Here is a 19,934-nt window from a genome sequence, read left to right as displayed (position 1 = left end):
AACAATCGATACATTGCTGATGCATTAATCCTAGTTGGTCAGTGACCACCGGCAGACATCCGGGAGACATTCAGGAGCTAAGGCGTTTCAAACCGCTGTGCCGCAAGTCGTCCAGAAATCATGACCGTCGGCACGCCAACTCCCGGTACCGTCGTCGATCCCGCCAGCGTCAGATTCTTTGGCATCTTCGGAGAGAAGTTGCGGGGACGGAATGGCCCCGTCTGTCGGAACAGATGCGCCAGCCCAAACGGCGAGCCAACGCCCATGTCACGTTCTTGCCACTGTTGAGGGGTATCGATCCGACCGACTCGCCACTTCGTAGAGATCCCGGTCAGTCCGCGCCGCTCCAGCTCAGCGGTTATTTTCGCGACGTAGTCCCCACCGATTCGCGACCAAATCAGATTGGCCGACTGCAAGTTGGGGCACGGCGCGAGCACGCTGACAGGCTCCCACTGCACGCCGTTCGCATCTGTGACGATACGCTCCGGCGCGCTCACCGCAGGCCGGGTGACCAGCAATGACGGGTCCGACATTAGCTTTCCATGACGCGGTGACGAGATTTCTTCAAAGGTCTCGTTCCACTTTTCGCCAAACGAAATCAGGTGATGCCGTTTCGGCCACGTCGTCGTCTCCGAAACCGGAATCAGTCCGTGCGCCACCACCGCCGATGGGGAAAATCGAACCGGGAACAGCCGCCGCGCTCCTGTCCGCTTTACGACGCTCCGAAGGCCTCGCCACTTCGATGAGCTACTGGCGGCAGAGGTAGTCGCGTCGTGAAGCCAGCTCTGCACCACAGGTAAATCGGTAGTTGCGATGACGGCATCGGCGGGACGCTCGCCAGTTGCCGTGGTGACGGCGGAGACAAAGCCTGCCTCGTCGAGCTTCAGCCCAGTGACATCAACGCCGAAGTCGATGGTGCCGCCAGCTCGACGGACGGCCTCGGCGAGCAACTCGCTGACGGCGCCTATACCCGACCCGAATGCGGGGGAGTGCGGATAGTAAACCCCCATCGAGGTATCCATGTGGGAAATACAGCCGTAGACCGCACGGGCCTTAGCAGGAGGTACACCTGCGTAAAGCGCCTGGAAGCTGAAAACGCGAGCGAGATCATTATCTCCGAGGAAGGCACGAATCTTAGGTTCGAGGGCCCCGAAGGCACCGAGTCGGAGGAGCGTAGTGAGGTCGCGAAGCGCGCCGGGCCCGGTGAATAGGTCCGTAACGCGGTCAAAGCTGCGAGACATGAAGTTGTCGAAGCAGGCATTGAAGAGAGTTTGCAGCCATGCGCGGAGTTTGCGGTAGCCGGTGATGGTGGAGTCAGAGGCGCCGAAGTGGGCGAGCTCATCGGCCATCATGTCTTCGTTGGAAAACACGTCGAGCCCGCCGCGGGTGGCAAATTCCGCACGGTAGGTGGGCGTGATTGGGGAGGCCGAAAAACCCGGGTCGATATCGCGCGCGTAGAGGCCGACGGCGGCGAGGGCATCGTCGACAAGCGAGGGCATGGTCCATACAGTTGCGCCAGTGTCGAAGACTGCGATGAGCGATTGCTCGTCGACGTCGACGGTGACGGGTTCACTGGCGCAGCGTCCGCCGACGAAACTTTCCCGCTCGACAACGGTGACATCGTAGCCATCGGCGATGGCGTAGAGCGCGGCGGTAAGTCCGGACAGGCCTGCGCCGATGATGGTCAGTCGTGGTTTGGCGCCCTTATGAGGACGAGTGATCGCACGTCGCAGACGCGGGGAATTACTGAGGGCACGAGTGGGGGAAGCAGCGGGCATGACTACGCAACACCTGGTCTAATGCTGACGAGCGGTGGCGCGAACGCCCATAGCAATGAGGTTCTCGCGCGAGGTTGCAGGCAGGTCTGCATTCTCGATAGTGGAGAAAGCGCGGCTGGTCAGGCGGTCAATTTCACGTTCGACAGCATCGGCAGCTCCGGATTCAGCGATAAGATTGCGTAGCTCATCGATTTCTGCAGCAGACGAGACTGTTCCCAGGCGTTCATCGATAAAGCGGGCCTTTTCAGGTGCGGAATCGCGGTAGAGGCTCAAAGCCTGGCCGACCAGGACGGTTCGCTTGCCCTCGCGGAGGTCATCGCCGGCGGGCTTGCCCGTGACTTCGGGATCACCGAAAACGCCAAGCTGATCGTCGCGGAGCTGGAATGCCACGCCGATATCGCGGCCGAAGCTGCGGTAGGCCTCAACCAATTCCGCTGGCGCGCCGGCAATCGCGGCACCAATGTGGAGAGGCCGCTCGATGGTGTAGGCGGCGGTCTTGAACAGATTGATTTTCTCAGCGGTCTCGACGCGACTGTCCCGGCTGGCTTCGGCCGTGATATCGAGCAGTTGGCCGCCAAGTACTTCAGTGCGCATAGCCCGCCAGGGGACAAGTGCGCGGGTTAGTGCCTCCGAGCTGAGACCTGAAGAGTGCATCATGTCATCAGCCCAGGTCAAAGCGACATCGCCAATGAGAATTGCGGCCGAAATACCGAAGCGGTCGGCGGCTCCATTCCAGCTATTGGCCTCGTGCTTGGCCTCGAATACCTTGTGGATAGTCGGTGCGCCACGGCGCGTATCAGCGTCATCGATGATGTCGTCATGAATGAGTGCGCAGGCTTGAATGAGCTCCAGGGCACTCACCGCGTTCATCACAGCCTGGGAATCCTCTGCTGGGGAGAAACGGCCTTCGAGTCCGCCTGCTCCCAACCACCCCTGCCAGGCGAAGGCTGGACGCACGCGCTTGCCCCCATTGAGGACGAAGGAGTGGAGCGAATCTATGGCCTCGGTGTACACCGCATCGACCGACGCGACATCGTCGCCACGGCTTTTGAGGTAATTCTCCAGCGTTTTGGTAACAGCAGCTGGTACTTCGCGGGGCTGCAGCGCGGCCAAATCCAGTTCTTCGCTCATGTGAGCCTCTCGTCGATGACGGGTAATGCTGACTCAAGAATAGGACACCGCTTAGTATGAGTGACTATGTCCTCAACAATGCCACTGTCGCCAGGCCGCCAAGTGACGATCCGCCAGGCTCTTTCAATGCCGAGCGCGGGCAGTATTCCCTTCTCGGTCGAGTTCATGCCTCCGCGTGACGACGCGGCCGAGGAACGTCTTCTCCGAGCAGCTGAGGCTTTCCATGATCTTGGCGCCTCCTTTGCATCGGTGACATACGGCGCCGGTGGTTCTAGCCGCGACCGCACCCTGCGAATCGCCCAGCGCGTTTCGAAGCAGCCGCTTACAACGCTTGTGCACCTGACATTGGTAGAGCACACCGTCGACGAGCTGCGAGAAATCCTGCGTTCTTACCTCAGCGCGGGGCTGACGAATCTGCTCGTTCTACGTGGTGATCCGCCGGGAGACCCGCTTGGCCCTTGGATGGAGACCGAAGGGGGTCTGCACTACGCCAGCGAATTGATTGAGCTGATTAAGGCCGAATCGGAGTTCGAGAAGTTTGAAATCGGCATTGCGTCGTTTCCGGAGGGACACTACCGCTCGCCGGATTTGGACCATGACACGCAGTACACGCTGGCCAAGCTGCGCGCGGGAGCCGAATACTCGATTACGCAGATGTTCTTCGATATTGAGCACTACTTGCGCCTTCGAGACCGCCTGGCGGAAGCCGACCCAGTGCACGGTGTCAAGCCCATCATTCCGGGGCTGATGCCGATTACGTCGCTGCGCTCAGTGCGCAGGCAGGTTGAGCTCTCAGGGGCTCAGTTGCCATCCGATTTGGAGGAACGCCTGATTAAGGCAGCAGATGGTGACGAGCAGGCCAATAAGGATGAGATTCGCAAGATTGGTATCGAGTTTTCGACCAACATGGCAGAGCGTCTCATCGCCGAAGGCGTGCCGGGGCTGCACTTTATGACTATGAACTTCGCCCGCGCCTCCCAGGAGGTTTTGCACAACCTCGGCATGGCACCCGCATGGGGCACCGGCCAGGATATGCTGCGCGGCGGTTTTTAATTGCTAAAAGTCCTGCATGTCGCGGATTCTTCGCGCCCACAGGACGCCTAGTACTGAAGCCAGGACACCGGCGGCTGTGGTCACACCGGCAAACAAGAGGAATTGATTCCGCTTGGTGGATCCAGCCGGCGACGAAGCCCATACATTATGGTTCTCGCCACTGGCGAGCTGCCACTCCACCTTGTTCGGTTCGGTCTGGCGGCCATTGGAGTCAGTAACCTGCTCCGGGAACGCGACGACGAAATCAACCTTCGCGCCGGGCAGATGAGTCAAATCCATGTGACCGTTCATCGAAATCTTGCCGCCACCGGTACGGTCTAGGTCGATGTCTATGCGATCGTCGGAAAGCTGTCGGAGCGTATCGGTGAGTTCAATGAAGTGCAGCTCGTTGAACGAGACTTCCATCTTTCCCGTGGAGGAGTCGATTTCTCCCTGTGAGACGCGGTCGGAGAGATCTTCCGGCACTTGCCACTGCTCAAATTGGGAACGGACTTCCTCCGTGGGCGTTACGTGAATTGTGCCCGAGACCCTGTCGTCGCCGGAAATGGTAATGCCAGCCTGCGCGTCAAAGCAGCCGCTGAGCGGCAAGATGGCGGCAATCCCTGCCATTGCTGTGGCAATGCGCAGAGGCGAAAGCCGTCGACGTGGTGTGGAAGGTTCACTCGGTGATGATGTCACGGGGAAGATCTACTCCTAGAACTGCAAAGGGACGGGAGTCCCCTGTGAAATAAAAGTTCCTTAAAACATCCTTGAAGCCAAATTGGCGGTAGAGCTGCCATGCCCTATTGGCCTCATTCGGGTATTCCGGCGTTGACAACAGAACTCGCGTCTCTGGGCGGGAATCGACCAACTCGCGGAGCAGCCGTTTACCGAGTCCCCGCCCCTGAAAGCTGGGATGTATGTGAATCTCAGACAGTTCGGCGTAGTTGCCCAAGAGCTTGACGACGTCCGGTAGCGAGCGCCCGTCCATGAGCAGTCCATCTCTTACCTGGCGATACCACCAGTGCGTGTCCAATCCTGTGCGGCAGTAGCCGATGCCAACCAACCTGCAGCGCGGGTCGCGGAGAGCCTGGGCAGGGGAGAGCTCTTCGGGGTGAGCTATGGCTGCAGCAGCCATGAAGCCGGGTTGAGTGGTTTGCTTCTGCCATTCATGGAGACGACCGGGCAAGATCGCGGGGTTGTACTGCATCGCGGTGATGTAGAGAGCCACTGCTTCTTGCAGGCGGAGATTGAAGTCTCCTGCTGTCATCGGAACCACGCTGTATTTCACAGTGACCAGATTAGCGACTTAGACGAACTTAGTTGTGAGATTACTGCAATAACATCGAGTCGAACAGGTGTGCGAAAGTATGTCTGGCGTAGTCCGGGGTTGGGGATAGATTGCAGTCAATCCCGCTAAGGGGAAGCGGAAAATCTGTGCTCATGTGAATGCTGTGTGAAAGGAGAAGCAGGGCGGTGGCAAGGTCGAACGTCGTGGAGTTTAGGGCGATTTCGCAGTCGGGTTCGGTCGCCCCGGTCGGTGTCTCAAAGCAATCGCTGGAGCTGCTGGGGCGGGCAGAGGCTCTGCTAGTGAATGCTCGGAATGCCGGCTCTGATGAGATGCTGGAGCTTTCCTACTGTGCGGCACTGCGCTGCGCAGGCGCGCTGTTGAATCGCGACGATGCATCGGCGGCTGGGGGTTCTGGCTCGGGCTCTCGTTCAGGCTCAGCAGTTAGGCGTCGTCGTTCGGCAACACAGAGTGCCTGGTTGCGTTTAAGGAAAGAGCAGCCCGAATTTGATAGCTGGGTCACCAAATTCGAGCAGTTCACCGCACTGCGTGAGGAAGTCCGGTTGGGTATTTCGCGTCGCATTGACTCGCGGCGGGCACAGGAGTTGTGGGATTTAAGTTGTGCATTCTTGGGGGCTGTCCGGGCCGAGCTGGGTGTTCTGTCCGCGGCTGCGTAAGCCGGTGGGAGCGTGTTAGAGCGTTGCTTTCCTAAATAAATGGGGGATTGTTGGGATTCATGGAACAATAGGGGTGAGTCACCCGTTGAAGGGGTAAGAATGAAGCTAACGGACGCCGCGTTAGCAGCAGGTGGCCTGTGATTAACTTTGCTGTATCGGCACTGTTAGTTGAAGGGTCGAGGCTCGCCAGTATCGCGGTGGGCAATGCTCAAGTAGGCGATGGAGGAATTGTGGGACTATCTGAGCACGAACAGCGGATGCTCGACGAAATCGAGTCTGCACTCTACGCTGAGGATCCTAGATTTAGTTCGACGATGGCCGGAAATGCGTTCAGCTTTCCGGAGGAAAACAGCGCACCCCGTGGGTTTTCGCTCCAGGTTTTTGCGCTCATGCTCCTTGGTCTGCTGATGCTGATTGGCGGCGTCGCTCTTTTCTCTGTAAGCAATTGGTTCATTGTGTTGTCGGTAGCCGGCTTTGGTCTTATGTTCGGTTCCGGCGTTTGGGCTCTGACCGGCGCCGGTAAGCAGGAGAAGTCTAGTTCTGCTTCGGGGCTGAACTTTGGAAAGTCTAAGTCTGGAGCGGCAAAGAGTCGTCGAGGAGCCTCGGGTGGTCGTGGTTCCTCTGGTGATTCCACGTTGGAATCACGTTTCCGTGGCCGCTTCGAGGGGCGTTAGGGGACAGGCCTCAAAGATAAAAAGTGAGGGCAAGCCAGTGGTGGCTTGCCCTCACTTTTTTGTTTTTCTAGACGCGAATCGTCTCCACAGGATCTCACCCACTTTGCCCCACCGCGAGTCCCCACTTTCCCCCACTTAGCCATTGGGGTGGAGGAATTCTTGTCTGCAGTCGTCGCCGGCATTCCTGAGAGTTTGGCTCCGGCGATACAAAGTTGCAGTTCAGCGGGCTAAGTCCGGCGACCAGGTTGAATCTGGATGGTTTTTAGTAGGTAAGTGGTGTGTATTGGGGTGTGGGCCGCCTGTTGTTAACTATGTGGTTGGTGTGGCGTCGTTACCTGTGGGGTTGCGGGTGGGTGACCCACTTTTTGTTCGCACTTTAATTGCCGAGGAGTTTCTTTAAAAGCCCATGTCAAGTGGGTTAAACCAGATGTCGCGGCGGTGGGGTTGCGCTGATATTGCGGCTATTTTTCTCCTTCTTGTGTTGATAGTGGCGGATAGTGGGGTAAAGTGGGGCATGATGTTGATTGAGGTTGGTCAACATTGCAGAAGTGAATATCCGATTTGCGCTTAAAGTTTGGCGAGATTTTGGCACGGCGGGAAAAGCACGGCCCTCCGGCTCTGCTTGAAGGCAATGCCTAAATCCCTGAATTTGGTAAGCGTTTGTGCGTTGACATTGAGGTTGACACGGGGATAGGAGGCCAGTGACGCATGTTTCTGGGCACCTATACTCCGAAGCTTGATGACAAAGGGCGCCTGACGTTGCCGGCGAAGTTCCGCGAGGATCTCGCAGGTGGCCTGATGGTCACTAAAGGGCAGGATCATTCTCTGGCGGTGTATCCGAAAGAGGAGTTCGTCAAACTAGCTCAGCGGGCCACTAAGGCCTCTCGGACGAATGCCAAGGCGCGAGCTTTCATCCGAAATCTTGCGGCGAGTACCGATGAGCAGCGCCCCGATGGTTCCGGGCGAATCACGCTATCGATGGATCACCGTCGGTACGCGAATCTCTCCAAAGAGTGTGTGGTTATCGGTTCTATTGACTTTCTGGAGATCTGGGACAAAGAGTCCTGGGAGGCCTACCAAGCGGAGCATGAAGCTGATTTCTCCGAAGGTGAGGATGACTCGCTGTTCGGCGTTTTATAAACCGCTTGAAATAACCGAAAAGAGGGAATGTCCGCATGGACTCTGCCTGATAGCCCCTGGTGTACTTCCCCGATACCAGGTTCTGTCAGGCGGGGCCCTGTGAACATCCCCGCTTTTTGTTTAAGCACCGATAGCGGCATTCCCAGTAGTGCACATGAGGTGTGGTCTGGTTGCTGGCGCGGCACTCGTCGTCAAGCAAACCGGGAATACACTCGATAGATTCTCTGACCAGTACAAACATACCCGGTGAGGAGGGGGAAATGAACGGATCGGCGCCTGCGGATGATCGCAAGTCCGGCGAGTTTGGTCATGTCCCCGTTTTGCTTCATCGAGTAACTGATTTGTTGCGCCCGGGCATCGAGGCGCTGGGTGACGACGCAGTAGTTGTCGACGGCACTCTTGGTGCCGGTGGGCACACGGAATATCTGTTGGAGCAGTTCCCGAAGCTCTGCGTTGTTGGACTCGATCGCGATGACAATGCATTGCGCGGGGCAGAAGAGCGTCTCGCGTGCTTCGGTGATCGCTTTGTAGGGTTCCGTGTGCGTTTTGATTCGCTCGCCGAGGTGCTCAGTGGTGAAATTCCTGCAGCCGCTGGTGGAAGTGGCGCGGAGAACATTCTTGCCCGCGCCGCTGAGAAGGGCATCGCAGGTGCGCTTTTCGATCTCGGTGTTTCCTCGATGCAGCTTGATCAGGTCAATCGTGGATTCGCCTACCGAGTCGACGCCCCGCTGGACATGCGCATGGATGCAAGCCAGGGGATTACCGCAGCGGATGTGCTCAATACCTATTCGCACGGTGATATCGCGCGCATCCTTTCGACTTACGGCGACGAGCGCTTCGCCGGCAAGATTGCCTCGGCAATCCTGCGTGAGCGGGAAAAGGAACCGTTTACCAGCTCCGGCCGTCTGGTTGAGCTGCTCTACGAAACCATTCCGGCGGCATCTCGCCGTAAGGGCGGACACCCGGCCAAACGTACGTTCCAGGCTCTTCGTATCGAGGTAAATCGTGAGCTTGAAGCTCTAGAAAATGTGCTGCCGCAGGTCTGCGATGCACTCGCAGTCGATGGGCGTGCAGTGTTCATGAGCTACCAGAGTCTGGAAGACCGCATCGTTAAGAAGGACTTTGCGGAGCGTGTGAAGTCGACAACCCCACCGGGGCTCCCGATGGAGCTTCCGGGGCATGAACCGCACTTTTCTCTCATCACGAGAGGTGCGGAGAAGGCGTCGGCAAGCGAGATCGAAGACAACCCCCGAGCCGCGCCGGTACGAGTTCGCTGTATCGAGCGAATTCGAGCCGACTGACCCAACCCTTTCCAACCGCACCAAACGAACCCTTCACAATCTAAGTACTGGGAGAACTTTCGAGCATGGCAACGACAATCACGGAGCACGCCCCCACCCGGCGCACCTCCCGCGGCGCGTCTGCAACCGTCGCCGGTGCCAAAACGAAGACTCGTCAGCGCGGTCGCAGCGCCCGCACGGAAAAGGATCTTTATCAGCGTCGGCGGTTTGGGCGCACAGGTTCTCAGCAGGTTATCTCGGTGCGGGGGCGTCGCGTTACGACGTCCTCGAGGGATAGCCACAAGTTTGCCGGTGCGGCTCTAATGATTTTTCTCGTTGTCGCGGGCATCGTGATGGCGATGTTCCTGTCTGGTATTTCGACCTCGACATCCTTGCAGCTGGATGCTGCGCAGACCAAGGAAAAGGAGCTGCGTAACCAGCTGGAGGTGCTCGAGCGCGACGTGGCGTACATGAAGTCCACTGGAGCTATCGCTCAGCGCGCCGTGGAAGAGGGCATGGTTAATCCGGAGCAGCCTGCCGTTTTAACTACTGACCCGGAAGGCAAGGTCGTGGAAGTGCGACCGGGCGATGAGAAGCAGCAGAAGATTATCGACCTCAACAGTGAGTCGCCGAATAATCCGCATGCGCCGTCGTCGAACCCGAAGGACACCGAGAATGTTCCGGGGATGCAGGCACCGGCTATTGAGGAAGCGCATCCACGTCCGAACGGGTTGCCGGCTACTGCTCCGTATGCGCCGCAGAACCACGCACCCGCACCCGCACCAGCACCTGCGCCGGCTCCGGCTCCGGCACCCGCGCCTGAGGCTGAAGCTCCAGCGCCAGCTCCGGAAGCGCCCGAAGCGCCAGCCTCGGTGCCGGAAGTACCGGAAGCACCGGCACCCGAGCCAGCTCCAGCACCGTAGGAACTTAGAAACTAAACACGGCCAAACTGGCCAACTGTCCGATATTCTGGCGGTTCCACTGTTTCTGGTCAGGCGACTGTAGACTAATTAATTCAGTACTCGCGATGGCAGGGAATACCGCCTAACGTTATCGCGCGCGGGAGAATCGACTTAGTAGAAAGCACTAGCGCATGATTCGATCTGAAGACGACTACCCCAACCGTGGAGGGGGGTATGACTTCGGCGAACGTGCTTACCGAATTACATCCCGTGAGCGCAGAGACCAAAGTCGAGTTCGGGATGGTCAGCGCAGCCGGAGGCTCGATGCTAATACCAACCGAAGCGTGCCCCCGCGCGAAAAAATGCGCATTAGTAATAAGGACTTCATCCGGCGTCGCAACTGGCTGCAGTTTATAGGCGCTATCGCAGTCGTAGTGCTGGTCTCCCGTTTGGCTTGGGTGCAGCTCGTCGCAGGTCCTGACCTTTCTGCGGCGGCACAGAATCAGCGCACGGTGGAAGTTGTTGATGCAGCTCGGCGCGGTGCGATTCTCGACCGTAATGGAGCTCAGCTTGCCTTCACGATGGAGGCACGCAGTATTACCGTGCACCCGAACACTTTGCGCAAGTGGATTGGGGACGCACATAAGCAGCGCCCGGATGATGTCGCTGCCTACGATGAACGCCTCGAGCAGATCGCCAAGGATTTGCCGAAGCTACTCGACGTGGCCGACATCGACGCGGAGAAGTCGGGAAGCAGTCGCCGTCGTCAAGCGGAACCCGAAACCGAGGAGAACTCGGTGATGAGCGCGCCGTCCCGGGTGAGCTCGAAGGACATTCTAGAGAAGCTGCGCAATGAGGACAGCACCTACGAGGTGCTCGTGCGTAATGTCGATCCGGACAAGGCCGCCGCCATCGTGGAAAAGTATCCGGAACTGGTGGCGGAGCGTCAGGATATTCGCCAGTACCCGAATGGGGCGACGGCGGCTAACGTCATCGGCAAGATTGGCATGGATGGCGTCGGCCAGTTCGGCTTTGAAGCCTCTCGTGATGCCACTTTGCAGGGTATTAACGGTGGCAAGACCATTGATATCGCCTCCAACGGCGTGGCAATCCCGGGATCCACGCGCGATGTTCACGCGGCTGTGGACGGTACGACATACGAGCTGACCCTGGACCTAGACATGCAGTACTTTGTCCAGCAGCAGGTCAACCAGGCGAAGGCCAACTCGGGAGCGAAAGATGCGTCGGCAGTTGTGCTCGACGCGAAGACCGGCGAAGTGCTAGCAATGGCGCAGGCGGACACGGCTAACCCGAATAAGGATATGGGGGCCGAGCTCGAAGAGGGTCGCACTATCGGAAACTCCGCGGTATCGAACCCATTTGAGCCCGGCTCTGTAGCAAAGATCATTACCGCCGCGGCCGCTATCGAAGACGGCAAGACCACACCCGATGAGGTTCTGCAGGTCCCGGGCACTATTGATATGGCGGGTGTCACGGTGCGCGATGCATGGGACCACGGAACGGAAGCTTTCACGACGACCGGTGTATTCGGCAAGTCTTCCAACGTCGGCACCCTAATGCTGGCAGAGCGTTTGGGTCAGGACCGCTTCGCTGAGATGCTGCACCTCTTCGGGCTGGGGCAGTCCACGGGTATCGAGTTGCCCAGTGAATCTTCCGGCTTGGTGCCGCAGCGTCCGCAGTGGTCCGGCGGTACGTTTGCGAACCTGCCCATTGGTCAGGGTATGGCCATGACACTGCTGCAGATGACAGGAGTTTTCCAGGCTATCGCCAACGATGGCGAGCGCATCCCGCCGCGTATGATTCGCTCGACAATTTCCCCGGACGGCACGAAGACGGCAACAGAGCGCCCGGAAACAGTGCGTGTGGTTAGCCCGGAGACGGCCCAAACTGTGCGCGCCATGTTTGAAGGCGTTATGCAGTCTGATCCCACGGGGCAGCAGTCGGGTACCGCTGCCGGCAATAGTATTGAGGGATACTCGCTCACAGGCAAGACAGGTACGGCGCAGAAGGTCGACCCCGACACCGGCGCGTACTCGAATTCCAAGTACCACATCACATTTGCAGGTATCGCGCCTGCCGACGATCCCCGTTTTGTCATTGGCATCATGCTTGATGAACCCCAGCGCGGTGTCCATGGCGAAGGTGGCCAGTCGGCAGCCCCACTGTTTAAGGACATTGCCGCCTGGGCGCTCAATCGCTACAACGTACCGCCGTCGCCACCCCGCGAGGGCAAGTTGTTGCTGCAGCCGTAACGAGGTCACCACCACAATGAAGTTACAGCGACAGCACTAATACACAGACTTTTATTACTTTGGTTTCTGCAAAGTGAATCTCTTGAATTTTTCCAACCTGTTGTACACCAACGACTGACTTGAAAGAGGGAACAGCCAATGACCGCCACCCTTGCGAAATTGTGTAACCTCGCGCATGGCCGACTTGACGGCATTACCGAATCCGCGGCGGCAGGAACGGATATCGCCGCAATCGAACTCAACGCTGCCGACGTACCTGAAGGCGGAATGTTTGCTGCCGTCCCAGGTACTCGCACGCACGGTGCGCGTTACGCGCAGCAGTCGGCTGCTACAGCGATTCTGACTGATGAGGAAGGTCTGAAAATCCTGCGGGAAGCCGGGGAGACTCGCCCAGTCCTGGTCGTCGACGATGTCCGGGCTGTCATGGGGCACGTTGCTGCAGAAATCTACGATCACCCCTCGGATTCACTGACCATCATTGGAGTTACCGGCACCTCTGGCAAGACCACCACGACCTACATGCTGGAGGGCGCGCTGCTGGCAGCTGGATGCTCGACAGGCATCATTGGTACTACCGGCACGCGCATCAATGGCCGTGCCGTTCCGTCGAGCCTGACTACCCCAGAGGCTCCGGCCCTCCAGCGCCTGTTCCACCAGATGCTTTCTGAAGGCGTGACGCACGTTGTCATGGAGGTTTCTTCTCACGCACTGTCGTTGGGGCGTGTCGACGGCGTCAGTTTCAACGTCGGATGTTTCCTCAACCTCTCGCAGGATCATCTGGACTTCCACAAGACCTTGGAAGAGTATTTCCAAGCCAAGGCCAAGCTCTTTGATCCTGCAGGTCCGACACATGCACCGAAGGCTGTCGTGTGCATCGACGACGACTGGGGTGTCCGCATGGCGGATATCGCTGCCGGCGACCCGGATGTCCAAGTCACCACTGTCCATACTCAGCATCGCGTAACCGACAAGATGCCAGCTGCCGAGGTCTTTGCAGAATGGCACGCCGCTGCAGCCACTGTCGCCACTAACGGTGTCCAGCATGTGGAGCTAACGCGAAATAACACTCACACAGTTGAGGTGGAAGTTCCTCTGCCGGGTGCTTTCAACGTTGCCAATGCCACAGTTGCCTGGGCTGTGCTCGATGCGGTTAGGCATGCCAATGACGCGGCCAAGAGCGGTCTGGCACAGGTACGTGTGCCGGGTCGGATGGAGCGCATCGATCGCGGACAGGACTTCCTGGCTGTGGTGGACTATGCCCACAAGCCAGCCGCAGTAGCTGAGGTGTTGGCCACATTGCGTGCACAGACCGAAGGTCGCGTGTTGGTTGTCGTCGGCGCCGGTGGCGACCGCGATAGTGCCAAGCGTCCAATTATGGGAGCTGAGGCTGCTTGCGGTGCCGATGTCGTCATCATCACTGATGACAATCCACGCTCTGAGGTGCCCTCTGAAATCCGTGCGGCCGTGGTCGCTGGTGCGAAGGAAGCCGTTGCCAGCGGCAAGGCCAGTTCTGACACGGTTGTTGAGGAAATCGGCGATCGTGGCCAGGCAATTCGCCGTGTCGTCGAGCTTGCCCGCAGCGGCGACAGCATCGTGGTGGCAGGCAAAGGGCACGAAACCGGCCAGGATATCGGTGGCGTGATTCACCCGTTCGATGACCGTGAACAGCTGGCTGAAGCACTCACACAGCGACTGGAAGGATTCGCTGATTGAGATTGCCGAAATCGCTGAGGAAGCACACTACCTGACATGCCTACCGCGAACCACTCGCGGTAAGCGAATAAAATCAAGAAATCATCCTTTACTAGGCGCCTGGAACTCTAACCAACAAGGACTATAGACATCATGATTGCCCTGACCGCCGCGGAAATCGCTCACATCGTGGGAGGTGAACTCGTCCACGTCGATGATGATGCCACAGTGACTCAACCCGCAGAATTCGACTCCCGAAAGATCCGCGAAGGCTCGCTCTTCCTAGCCCTGCCGGGCGCGCGGGTCGACGGTCACGACTTCATCGATCAGGCTATGGCAGCTGGAGCGACGATGGCACTGGCGGCACGAGATGTTGGGCAACCTGCGGTCGTCGTCAAGCCCCTTGGTAAGCAGGACTCCAATGCTGACGCATTTGCACACGATCCGGATGGGTCCGGGGCGGCGGTGCTGGAAGCGCTTGGTAAGTTGGCGCGTTACGTCGTCGACGAGCTGAAGAAGGATCAGCTGCATGTCGTCGGTGTGACGGGTTCGGCGGGAAAGACGTCGACGAAGGACATGATGGCGACGCTGCTTCGTACCGACGGTCCGACGGTGGCTCCGAAGGGGTCGTTTAACAACGAAATTGGGCATCCGTACACGGTGCTGCAGTGCACTCCGGAGACGAAGTACCTAGTTGCGGAGATGAGTGCGCGCGGAATTGGGCATGTGGCCCACCTTGCGCGCATCGCACCACCGACGATCGGTGCGGTGCTCAATGTTGGTACGGCGCACCTTGGTGAGTTTGGCTCGCGCGAGGCAATCGCGCAGGCTAAGGGCGAGCTCGTGGAAGCGCTGCCGGCTGCGGAGCAGGGCGGTGTGGCCGTACTCAATGCCGACGATGACTATGTCACTGGCATGGCTCCACGTACCCAGGCGAAGGTGGTGTTCTTCTCTGCCGATGAGAACTCCGAACGCCACGCAACTGCGGATTACCGCGCCACGAATGTGCAGCTCGACGATTTTGCTCGTGCGTCCTTTGACCTGCATATACCGGATGGGCGTACATTCCCGATCCAACTGCAGGTCTATGGTGCGCACCAAGTGGCCAATGCCCTGGCGGCGATTGCGGTGGCAGTGGAGTCCGGTATTGATGCTGAGCAAGTCGCAAAGGCGATGGCCGCGCATGTGGCAGCGTCGGAGCGGCGCATGGATGTCCAGCAGCTCACTGGCAATATCGTCGTTATTAACGACTCCTACAATGCCAACCCTGATTCGATGCGTGCGGGGATTGATGCTCTGGCTTGTACAGCAGCTGGCCCAACGCACCAGGACGCCTCATCGTGGGCGGTGCTGGGACAGATGGGGGAGCTTGGCGATTCCGCTGAGAATGAGCACTCGTCACTGGGCGAGTACCTTGTGGGCCGCGGCATCAATCGACTAATTGCAGTCGGAGAGAGTTCTAATGTGCATGCCTTGGCCGACAAAGCGGAAGAGTTGGGGTTAAATACTTCTAGGGTGCCGGATACATCCGCCGCCGCGGAATTGGTGGCGGCTGAGGTGCGTCCGAACGATGTTGTGTTAGTCAAGGCCTCCTACGCGGACGGTATGTGGCGGGTCGCGGACTCGCTGGCTGCCAAGGTTGGAACTGCGCCCGAAGGTGAAAGCGGAGAGGAAAAGTAAGTGATTCAACTTATTCTCAGTGGTGCGATTGCATTCCTGGTGAGTGTCTTTTTAACACCAGTGCTTATTCGCAAATTCTCTGCTGAAGGTCTTGGCCAGGAGATTCGTGAAGAAGGGCCAAAGAGCCACCTGCGCAAGCGGGGAACTCCGACCATGGGCGGCATCGCCATCATCGCCGCAATCGTCGCTGGCTATTTCCTCTCTCACCTCGTTACGTATATCCAGACTGGCGTGGGGCCGTCCGCCTCCGGTCTGTTGGTCATGTTCCTGATTCTGGCGATGGGCGCATTGGGTTTTGCCGATGACTTCATCAAACTCTACAAAGGCCGCAACCTGGGGTTGAACAAGACAGCGAAGCTAGTGGGGCAGCTGGCGGCAGCGTTGATTTTCGGCGTGTTGTTGCTGCAGTTCCCGGATGCGTCTGGTTTGACTCCGGGTACGACGAACTTGTCGCTGATTCGAGATATTCCGTTCCTGAATCTGGCACCGGGGCCGGTGTGGTTCGGCATGATTGTCTTCCTGGTTTTTGTCTTCATCGTCATTGCTGCATGGACAAATGCCGTCAATCTCACTGATGGCCTTGACGGCCTGGCCGCTGGTGCCACCGCGCTGTTGTTGGCCACCTACACGCTGATTTCCTTCTGGCAGTTCCGTAACTCCTGCGAGGCTTCGCTGGGTAGCGGCTGCTATGACGTCCGCGATCCACTGGATATCGCCGTTATTTCCGTCGCGGGTCTGGGCGCCTGCTTGGGCTTCCTGTGGTGGAATGCAGCGCCGGCAAAGATCTTCATGGGAGATACCGGTTCGTTGGCTCTTGGCGGTTTGGTAGCGGGTCTGTCATTTGTCACCAAGACTGAGCTGCTGATGGTTATCATTGGCTTCATCTTCGTGATGGAAGTTGCTTCCGTGGCAATCCAGATTGCGGTTTTCCAGACGACTGGCAAGCGCGTATTCCGCATGGCTCCTCTCCATCACCACTTCGAAAACGGAGGTTGGGCGGAGACAACTGTTGTCGTTCGCTTCTGGCTACTCGCAGGCATTTTCAACATGATTGGTGCAGCCATCTTCTACAGTGACTGGCTCTCTCAGGTAGGCGTATTTCAATGATTAACTCACCAGACCCGACCAACCTCACCGATATCCGAAACCTCGACTTAGTCGCTACGGTGCGCTCTGGTCGAGTTCTGGTGGCAGGAGCCGGGGTTTCCGGTCGCGGTGCCATTGCGATGCTCAAGGACATCGGCTGTCCGGAAGTTGTCGTCGTGGACGACTCCGCTCTCGGCGCACTGGTTGCCGCTGACTTTTCGGTTCGGCATGTCACGACCGCAGACGCTCGCGACGAGCTTGCCGACGCGGTTGCGATTGTGACCTCCCCGGGGTGGCGTCCGACCAGTCCGCTGTTCGACGCAGCCGCTAAGGCCGGTGTCCCGGTATTCGGCGATGTGGCGCTGGCTTTCGCTGGTGACTGTGCCCAACTGTGGGGGCCGAAACGTACCTGGTTGGTAGTCACCGGCACTAATGGCAAGACCACAACTACCTCCATGCTGGCCGCCATGCTCGGGGAGCAGGGCGCTGCTGTGGGCAACATTGGCGTGGCTCTGTACGATGCACTGACCGCTGAGCCTCGTATCGAGGTGTTGGCCGCAGAGCTGTCCAGCTTCCAACTGCACTGGGCGCCGAATATTCGCCCAGATGCGGGGGTACTGCTGAACCTGGCGGAAGACCACATCGACTGGCACGGTTCTTACGAAAACTACGGTCTGGACAAGACCCGTGCGCTGCGTGGTGCTGTCGCAATCTACGGCGCGGATGACGCCGATGTCGTCGAGCACGTGGAAAAGATGCTGAAAAACGATGAGCTCGGCAACTCCGTCGTGGGCTTCACCGATGGTCCCCCGGAGGCACACCAGGTCGGAGTTCGCGATGGCATGATTGTCGACCGCGCTTTTGGCGGTGGCGATGCCGCAGATGACGACTCTGAGCCGGGCATTGTCATCGCACCGGTAGCGGGAATTTCTCCTCCCGGCCGGGCAGGTGTTCTCGATGCGGTGGCCGCCACCGCGATGGCGCGCAGTATCGGTACATCACCGGAGCAAATTGCAGCGGCGCTGGAGACTTTCGAAGTCCGCGCACACCGCGGTCAGATCGTCCATAAGACAAATGATGTCGTGTGGATTGATGACTCCAAGGCCACCAATCCCCACGCTGCCGACGCGGCACTGTCCGGCCATGAACGTGTTGTTTGGATTGTCGGTGGCCAGCTCAAGGGCGCGGAAATCTCGCCGCTAGTGGCAAAGCATGCTCATCGCCTGCAGGCCGCCGTGGTTCTGGGCGTCGATAGGCAACTAGTCAGCGATGCGCTCTCCCGCATCGCACCTGCTGTGCCGGTCGTTGTCATCGATGACACCGACAAGGTCGATGCCATGGCGAAGGTCTGTATGGCAGCTAGTGAATATGCCAATCCGGGGGACGTGGTGCTATTGGCACCAGCTGCCGCCAGCTTGGACATGTACTCCGGTATGGCTGAACGCGGCGACTTGTTCGCGCAATGGGCGCAGAAGGTGACATCAACTGATGGATAACTCCCGCAAGGCTCGTAATTTAAGCGCTAGCGCCGCGACAGCACAAAAGGGGACGAAGGCTACCAAGTCACAACAGCCCTCGTCGTCAAGCACTAGTGCTCGAGAGCGGCCGGCGTGGGTGGAGCGTTTTAACGACTGGAAGTCGCGCCCGCTGTTCGACTACCACCTGCTGATGATTATCGTCGCACTGCTGACGTCTATCGGCCTGGTGATGGTGCTGTCGGCATCCATGGCCAGCGCGGGTAACGACTCGGGCAGCGTGTGGTCGGTGTTTATCCGCCAGCTGGTCATGGTGGTGGCGGGTCTCATCTCCATGTGGATCGTGCTGCGAATGCGGGTGGAGCTGATTCGCTCGCTATCGACGGCAGCGCTGATTCTGTCCTTTGTGCTTCTGGTTTTGGTGATTATTCCTGGCATCGGCATTGGCCTGGAGGAAACCGGTGCGCGTTCGTGGCTGAGTATTGGTGGTATCACCATGCAGCCATCAGAAATCGCGAAAATTGCGCTGGCATTGTGGGGCTCGAAGCTACTGGCTGAGAAGGTCCGCACTGCTGTGTCCTACACCGATTTGTTTGGGCTGTTTGGCGCGGTCAGCTTCGTGATATTGGCACTGGTGATGCTACAGCGTGACCTCGGCATGGTTGCTTCCATGGCGTTCGTCGTGGTGGCGTTGGCGTGGTTTGCTGGCTTGCCGCGAGTCTTTATCACCGGGCTTCTTGCTGCAGCGGCTTTTGCCATGGTGATTTTCACCGTCACCGCGGGTTTCCGTTCGGCGCGAATCAGGGTCTACTTGGACTCGCTGCTCGGTAACTTCAACGACGTGCAGGGCGATGCCTACCAGTCCTACCAGGGCTTTCTTTCGCTTGCCGACGGATCTCTCACCGGTGTCGGCCTCGGTCAGTCGAGCGCGAAGTGGGGATACCTACCGGAGGCGAAGAATGACTTCATTTTTGCCATTATCGGTGAGGAGACTGGTTTCCTCGGCGCGCTGATGGTTATTTTGCTCTATGCAGCGCTCGGCTGGGTGGGACTTCGTATCGCCGGTCGCCAGAACGATCCGTTTCTCCGTTTGCTCGCGGGCACGATTACTGCTGCAACCGTGGTGCAGGCTTTCATCAACATTGGCTACGTCGTTGGTGCGTTGCCAGTGACTGGTCTGCAGCTGCCGCTGATTTCCGCCGGTGGTACATCGGCGATGGTGACGTTGTTCTCGATGGGGCTGCTGGCCACATGTGCCCGCCACGAATCGGAAGCAGTCTCTGCAATGCAGACTTCGGGCCGTCCGGCGCTGGATAGGTTCCTGGGTATTCCGGAGCCGATTCCGTATGACGAATCGCGTCGCCACGCGCCGAAGGTGCGTGCCCATCGCGATCCGCAACGCTTCGGCCCTCCCGTGGTGACCAGTGGTGCGCGTACTCCACGCGGCGAGGGGGCGCAGGTGCGGGAAACCTACAGCGGTCGAGCTGACCGATTCAATCGGGCCGGCCGTAGTGGAGGCAGCCGCAGTGGTCGAGGTGCAGCTCCGCAGCGTGGCTCCCGAACCTCCGGCAGCTCCGGAAACTCGGGCAGCGTTCGTGGCCGCGAAGTGGATTATTCCTCTCGTAGTGACAACGGACGGGCTTGGGGATTTACAGCGAGGTCGCCGCGGGCTGGACGGTCACAGGGCTCCTGGTCGTCGTCAAGCTCAGGTCGGGGCAGTAGGATTCGGGGCGAAGGCCGTGGCGGACAGTCGCGTTCGCGCCAGCGCCCGGGCCGAAACAATAGGAATGGCGGTTCAGCACCGCGGAGGAGGAATCGATAACACC

16 protein-coding genes are annotated in these 19,934 nt (G+C 58.7%); 12 read left to right on the top strand and 4 right to left on the bottom strand.

What is annotated here, in order from left to right; all coding sequences use genetic code 11:
• Positions 1-77: 77 nt before the first annotated feature.
• A complete protein-coding gene (gene crtI, locus HMPREF2651_RS09290; protein WP_070586032.1) occupies positions 78-1,778 on the bottom strand; it encodes a phytoene desaturase family protein in 1,701 nt (566 codons plus the stop codon).
• Positions 1,779-1,796: 18 nt separating this feature from the next.
• Entirely contained in the window at positions 1,797-2,909 is a 1,113-nt protein-coding gene (locus HMPREF2651_RS09285; protein WP_049182151.1) for a polyprenyl synthetase family protein, read from the bottom strand.
• Positions 2,910-2,975: 66 nt separating this feature from the next.
• Here HMPREF2651_RS09285 and metF point away from each other — a divergent pair, with 66 nt between their 5' ends.
• A complete protein-coding gene (metF, locus tag HMPREF2651_RS09280; protein ID WP_049182149.1) occupies positions 2,976-3,962 on the top strand; it encodes a methylenetetrahydrofolate reductase [NAD(P)H] in 987 nt (328 codons plus the stop codon).
• A 3-nt stretch (positions 3,963-3,965) separates the two neighbouring features.
• Here metF and HMPREF2651_RS09275 read toward each other — a convergent pair whose 3' ends face one another.
• Both HMPREF2651_RS09275 and HMPREF2651_RS09270 read right to left on the bottom strand, forming a co-directional pair.
• Positions 3,966-4,640 carry an LppM family (lipo)protein gene (locus HMPREF2651_RS09275; RefSeq protein ID WP_049182148.1) on the bottom strand — a complete coding sequence of 225 codons (675 nt, stop codon included), beginning with the start codon at positions 4,638-4,640 and terminating at the stop codon, positions 3,966-3,968.
• Positions 4,621-5,211 carry a GNAT family N-acetyltransferase gene (locus tag HMPREF2651_RS09270; RefSeq protein WP_049182147.1) on the bottom strand — a complete coding sequence of 197 codons (591 nt, stop codon included), beginning with the start codon at positions 5,209-5,211 and terminating at the stop codon, positions 4,621-4,623. Before HMPREF2651_RS09270 ends, HMPREF2651_RS09275 begins: the two co-directional genes overlap by 20 nt.
• A 206-nt stretch (positions 5,212-5,417) precedes the next feature.
• Here HMPREF2651_RS09270 and HMPREF2651_RS09265 point away from each other — a divergent pair, with 206 nt between their 5' ends.
• The 11 genes from HMPREF2651_RS09265 (at position 5,418) to ftsW (ending at position 19,930) form a co-directional block, all read left to right on the top strand.
• Positions 5,418-5,906, top strand: a complete 489-nt coding sequence (locus HMPREF2651_RS09265) for an SAV_6107 family HEPN domain-containing protein (RefSeq protein WP_049182145.1) — start codon at positions 5,418-5,420, stop codon at positions 5,904-5,906.
• 230 nt (positions 5,907-6,136) lie between these two features.
• Positions 6,137-6,580: a DUF3040 domain-containing protein gene (locus HMPREF2651_RS09260; RefSeq protein WP_049182176.1), complete on the top strand. Its 444-nt coding sequence runs from the start codon at positions 6,137-6,139 to the stop codon at positions 6,578-6,580.
• A gap of 708 nt (positions 6,581-7,288) precedes the next feature.
• Entirely contained in the window at positions 7,289-7,720 is a 432-nt protein-coding gene (gene mraZ, locus HMPREF2651_RS09255) for a division/cell wall cluster transcriptional repressor MraZ (protein ID WP_005510286.1), read from the top strand.
• A 260-nt stretch (positions 7,721-7,980) separates the two neighbouring features.
• Positions 7,981-9,021, top strand: coding sequence for a 16S rRNA (cytosine(1402)-N(4))-methyltransferase RsmH (gene rsmH / locus HMPREF2651_RS09250; protein ID WP_049182143.1), 1,041 nt, complete (start codon positions 7,981-7,983; stop codon positions 9,019-9,021).
• 65 nt (positions 9,022-9,086) lie between these two features.
• On the top strand, positions 9,087-9,923 hold the full coding sequence (locus tag HMPREF2651_RS09245) for a cell division protein FtsL (RefSeq protein ID WP_049182142.1): 837 nt from the start codon (positions 9,087-9,089) through the stop codon (positions 9,921-9,923).
• A gap of 170 nt (positions 9,924-10,093) precedes the next feature.
• Positions 10,094-12,175, top strand: a complete 2,082-nt coding sequence (locus HMPREF2651_RS09240; RefSeq protein WP_080972917.1) for a peptidoglycan D,D-transpeptidase FtsI family protein — start codon at positions 10,094-10,096, stop codon at positions 12,173-12,175.
• A gap of 138 nt (positions 12,176-12,313) precedes the next feature.
• Entirely contained in the window at positions 12,314-13,888 is a 1,575-nt protein-coding gene (locus HMPREF2651_RS09235; protein WP_049182139.1) for a UDP-N-acetylmuramoyl-L-alanyl-D-glutamate--2,6-diaminopimelate ligase, read from the top strand.
• 132 nt (positions 13,889-14,020) lie between these two features.
• Entirely contained in the window at positions 14,021-15,547 is a 1,527-nt protein-coding gene (gene murF / locus HMPREF2651_RS09230) for a UDP-N-acetylmuramoyl-tripeptide--D-alanyl-D-alanine ligase (RefSeq protein WP_049182137.1), read from the top strand.
• A complete protein-coding gene (gene mraY / locus HMPREF2651_RS09225) occupies positions 15,548-16,654 on the top strand; it encodes a phospho-N-acetylmuramoyl-pentapeptide-transferase (protein ID WP_049182136.1) in 1,107 nt (368 codons plus the stop codon).
• Positions 16,651-18,129 carry a UDP-N-acetylmuramoyl-L-alanine--D-glutamate ligase gene (gene murD / locus HMPREF2651_RS09220; RefSeq protein ID WP_049182135.1) on the top strand — a complete coding sequence of 493 codons (1,479 nt, stop codon included), beginning with the start codon at positions 16,651-16,653 and terminating at the stop codon, positions 18,127-18,129. Before mraY ends, murD begins: the two co-directional genes overlap by 4 nt.
• Positions 18,122-19,930 (top strand): putative lipid II flippase FtsW, encoded by a 1,809-nt coding sequence (gene ftsW, locus HMPREF2651_RS09215; protein ID WP_049182133.1) that lies wholly within the window; start codon positions 18,122-18,124, stop codon positions 19,928-19,930. The genes murD and ftsW overlap by 8 nt, the downstream gene beginning before the upstream one ends.
• The last annotated feature ends 4 nt before the right edge of the window (positions 19,931-19,934 follow it).

This window comes from Corynebacterium sp. HMSC063A05 (assembly GCF_001809695.1).
Lineage (GTDB): Bacteria > Actinomycetota > Actinomycetes > Mycobacteriales > Mycobacteriaceae > Corynebacterium > Corynebacterium amycolatum.
This window is presented reverse-complemented; position numbering and strand designations above follow the sequence as displayed.

What these genes read in the sequence shown, in the direction of transcription:
- crtI (WP_070586032.1), bottom strand. Translation starts at nt 1,778, where the DNA reads ATGCCCGCTGCTTCCCCCACTCGTGCCCTCAGTAATTCCCCGCGTCTG.
- HMPREF2651_RS09285 (WP_049182151.1), bottom strand. Translation starts at nt 2,909, where the DNA reads ATGAGCGAAGAACTGGATTTGGCCGCGCTGCAGCCCCGCGAAGTACCA.
- metF (WP_049182149.1), top strand. Translation starts at nt 2,976, where the DNA reads ATGTCCTCAACAATGCCACTGTCGCCAGGCCGCCAAGTGACGATCCGC.
- HMPREF2651_RS09270 (WP_049182147.1), bottom strand. Translation starts at nt 5,211, where the DNA reads ATGACAGCAGGAGACTTCAATCTCCGCCTGCAAGAAGCAGTGGCTCTC.
- mraZ (WP_005510286.1), top strand. Translation starts at nt 7,289, where the DNA reads ATGTTTCTGGGCACCTATACTCCGAAGCTTGATGACAAAGGGCGCCTG.
- rsmH (WP_049182143.1), top strand. Translation starts at nt 7,981, where the DNA reads ATGAACGGATCGGCGCCTGCGGATGATCGCAAGTCCGGCGAGTTTGGT.
- HMPREF2651_RS09245 (WP_049182142.1), top strand. Translation starts at nt 9,087, where the DNA reads ATGGCAACGACAATCACGGAGCACGCCCCCACCCGGCGCACCTCCCGC.
- HMPREF2651_RS09240 (WP_080972917.1), top strand. Translation starts at nt 10,094, where the DNA reads ATGATTCGATCTGAAGACGACTACCCCAACCGTGGAGGGGGGTATGAC.
- HMPREF2651_RS09235 (WP_049182139.1), top strand. Translation starts at nt 12,314, where the DNA reads ATGACCGCCACCCTTGCGAAATTGTGTAACCTCGCGCATGGCCGACTT.
- murF (WP_049182137.1), top strand. Translation starts at nt 14,021, where the DNA reads ATGATTGCCCTGACCGCCGCGGAAATCGCTCACATCGTGGGAGGTGAA.
- murD (WP_049182135.1), top strand. Translation starts at nt 16,651, where the DNA reads ATGATTAACTCACCAGACCCGACCAACCTCACCGATATCCGAAACCTC.
- ftsW (WP_049182133.1), top strand. Translation starts at nt 18,122, where the DNA reads ATGGATAACTCCCGCAAGGCTCGTAATTTAAGCGCTAGCGCCGCGACA.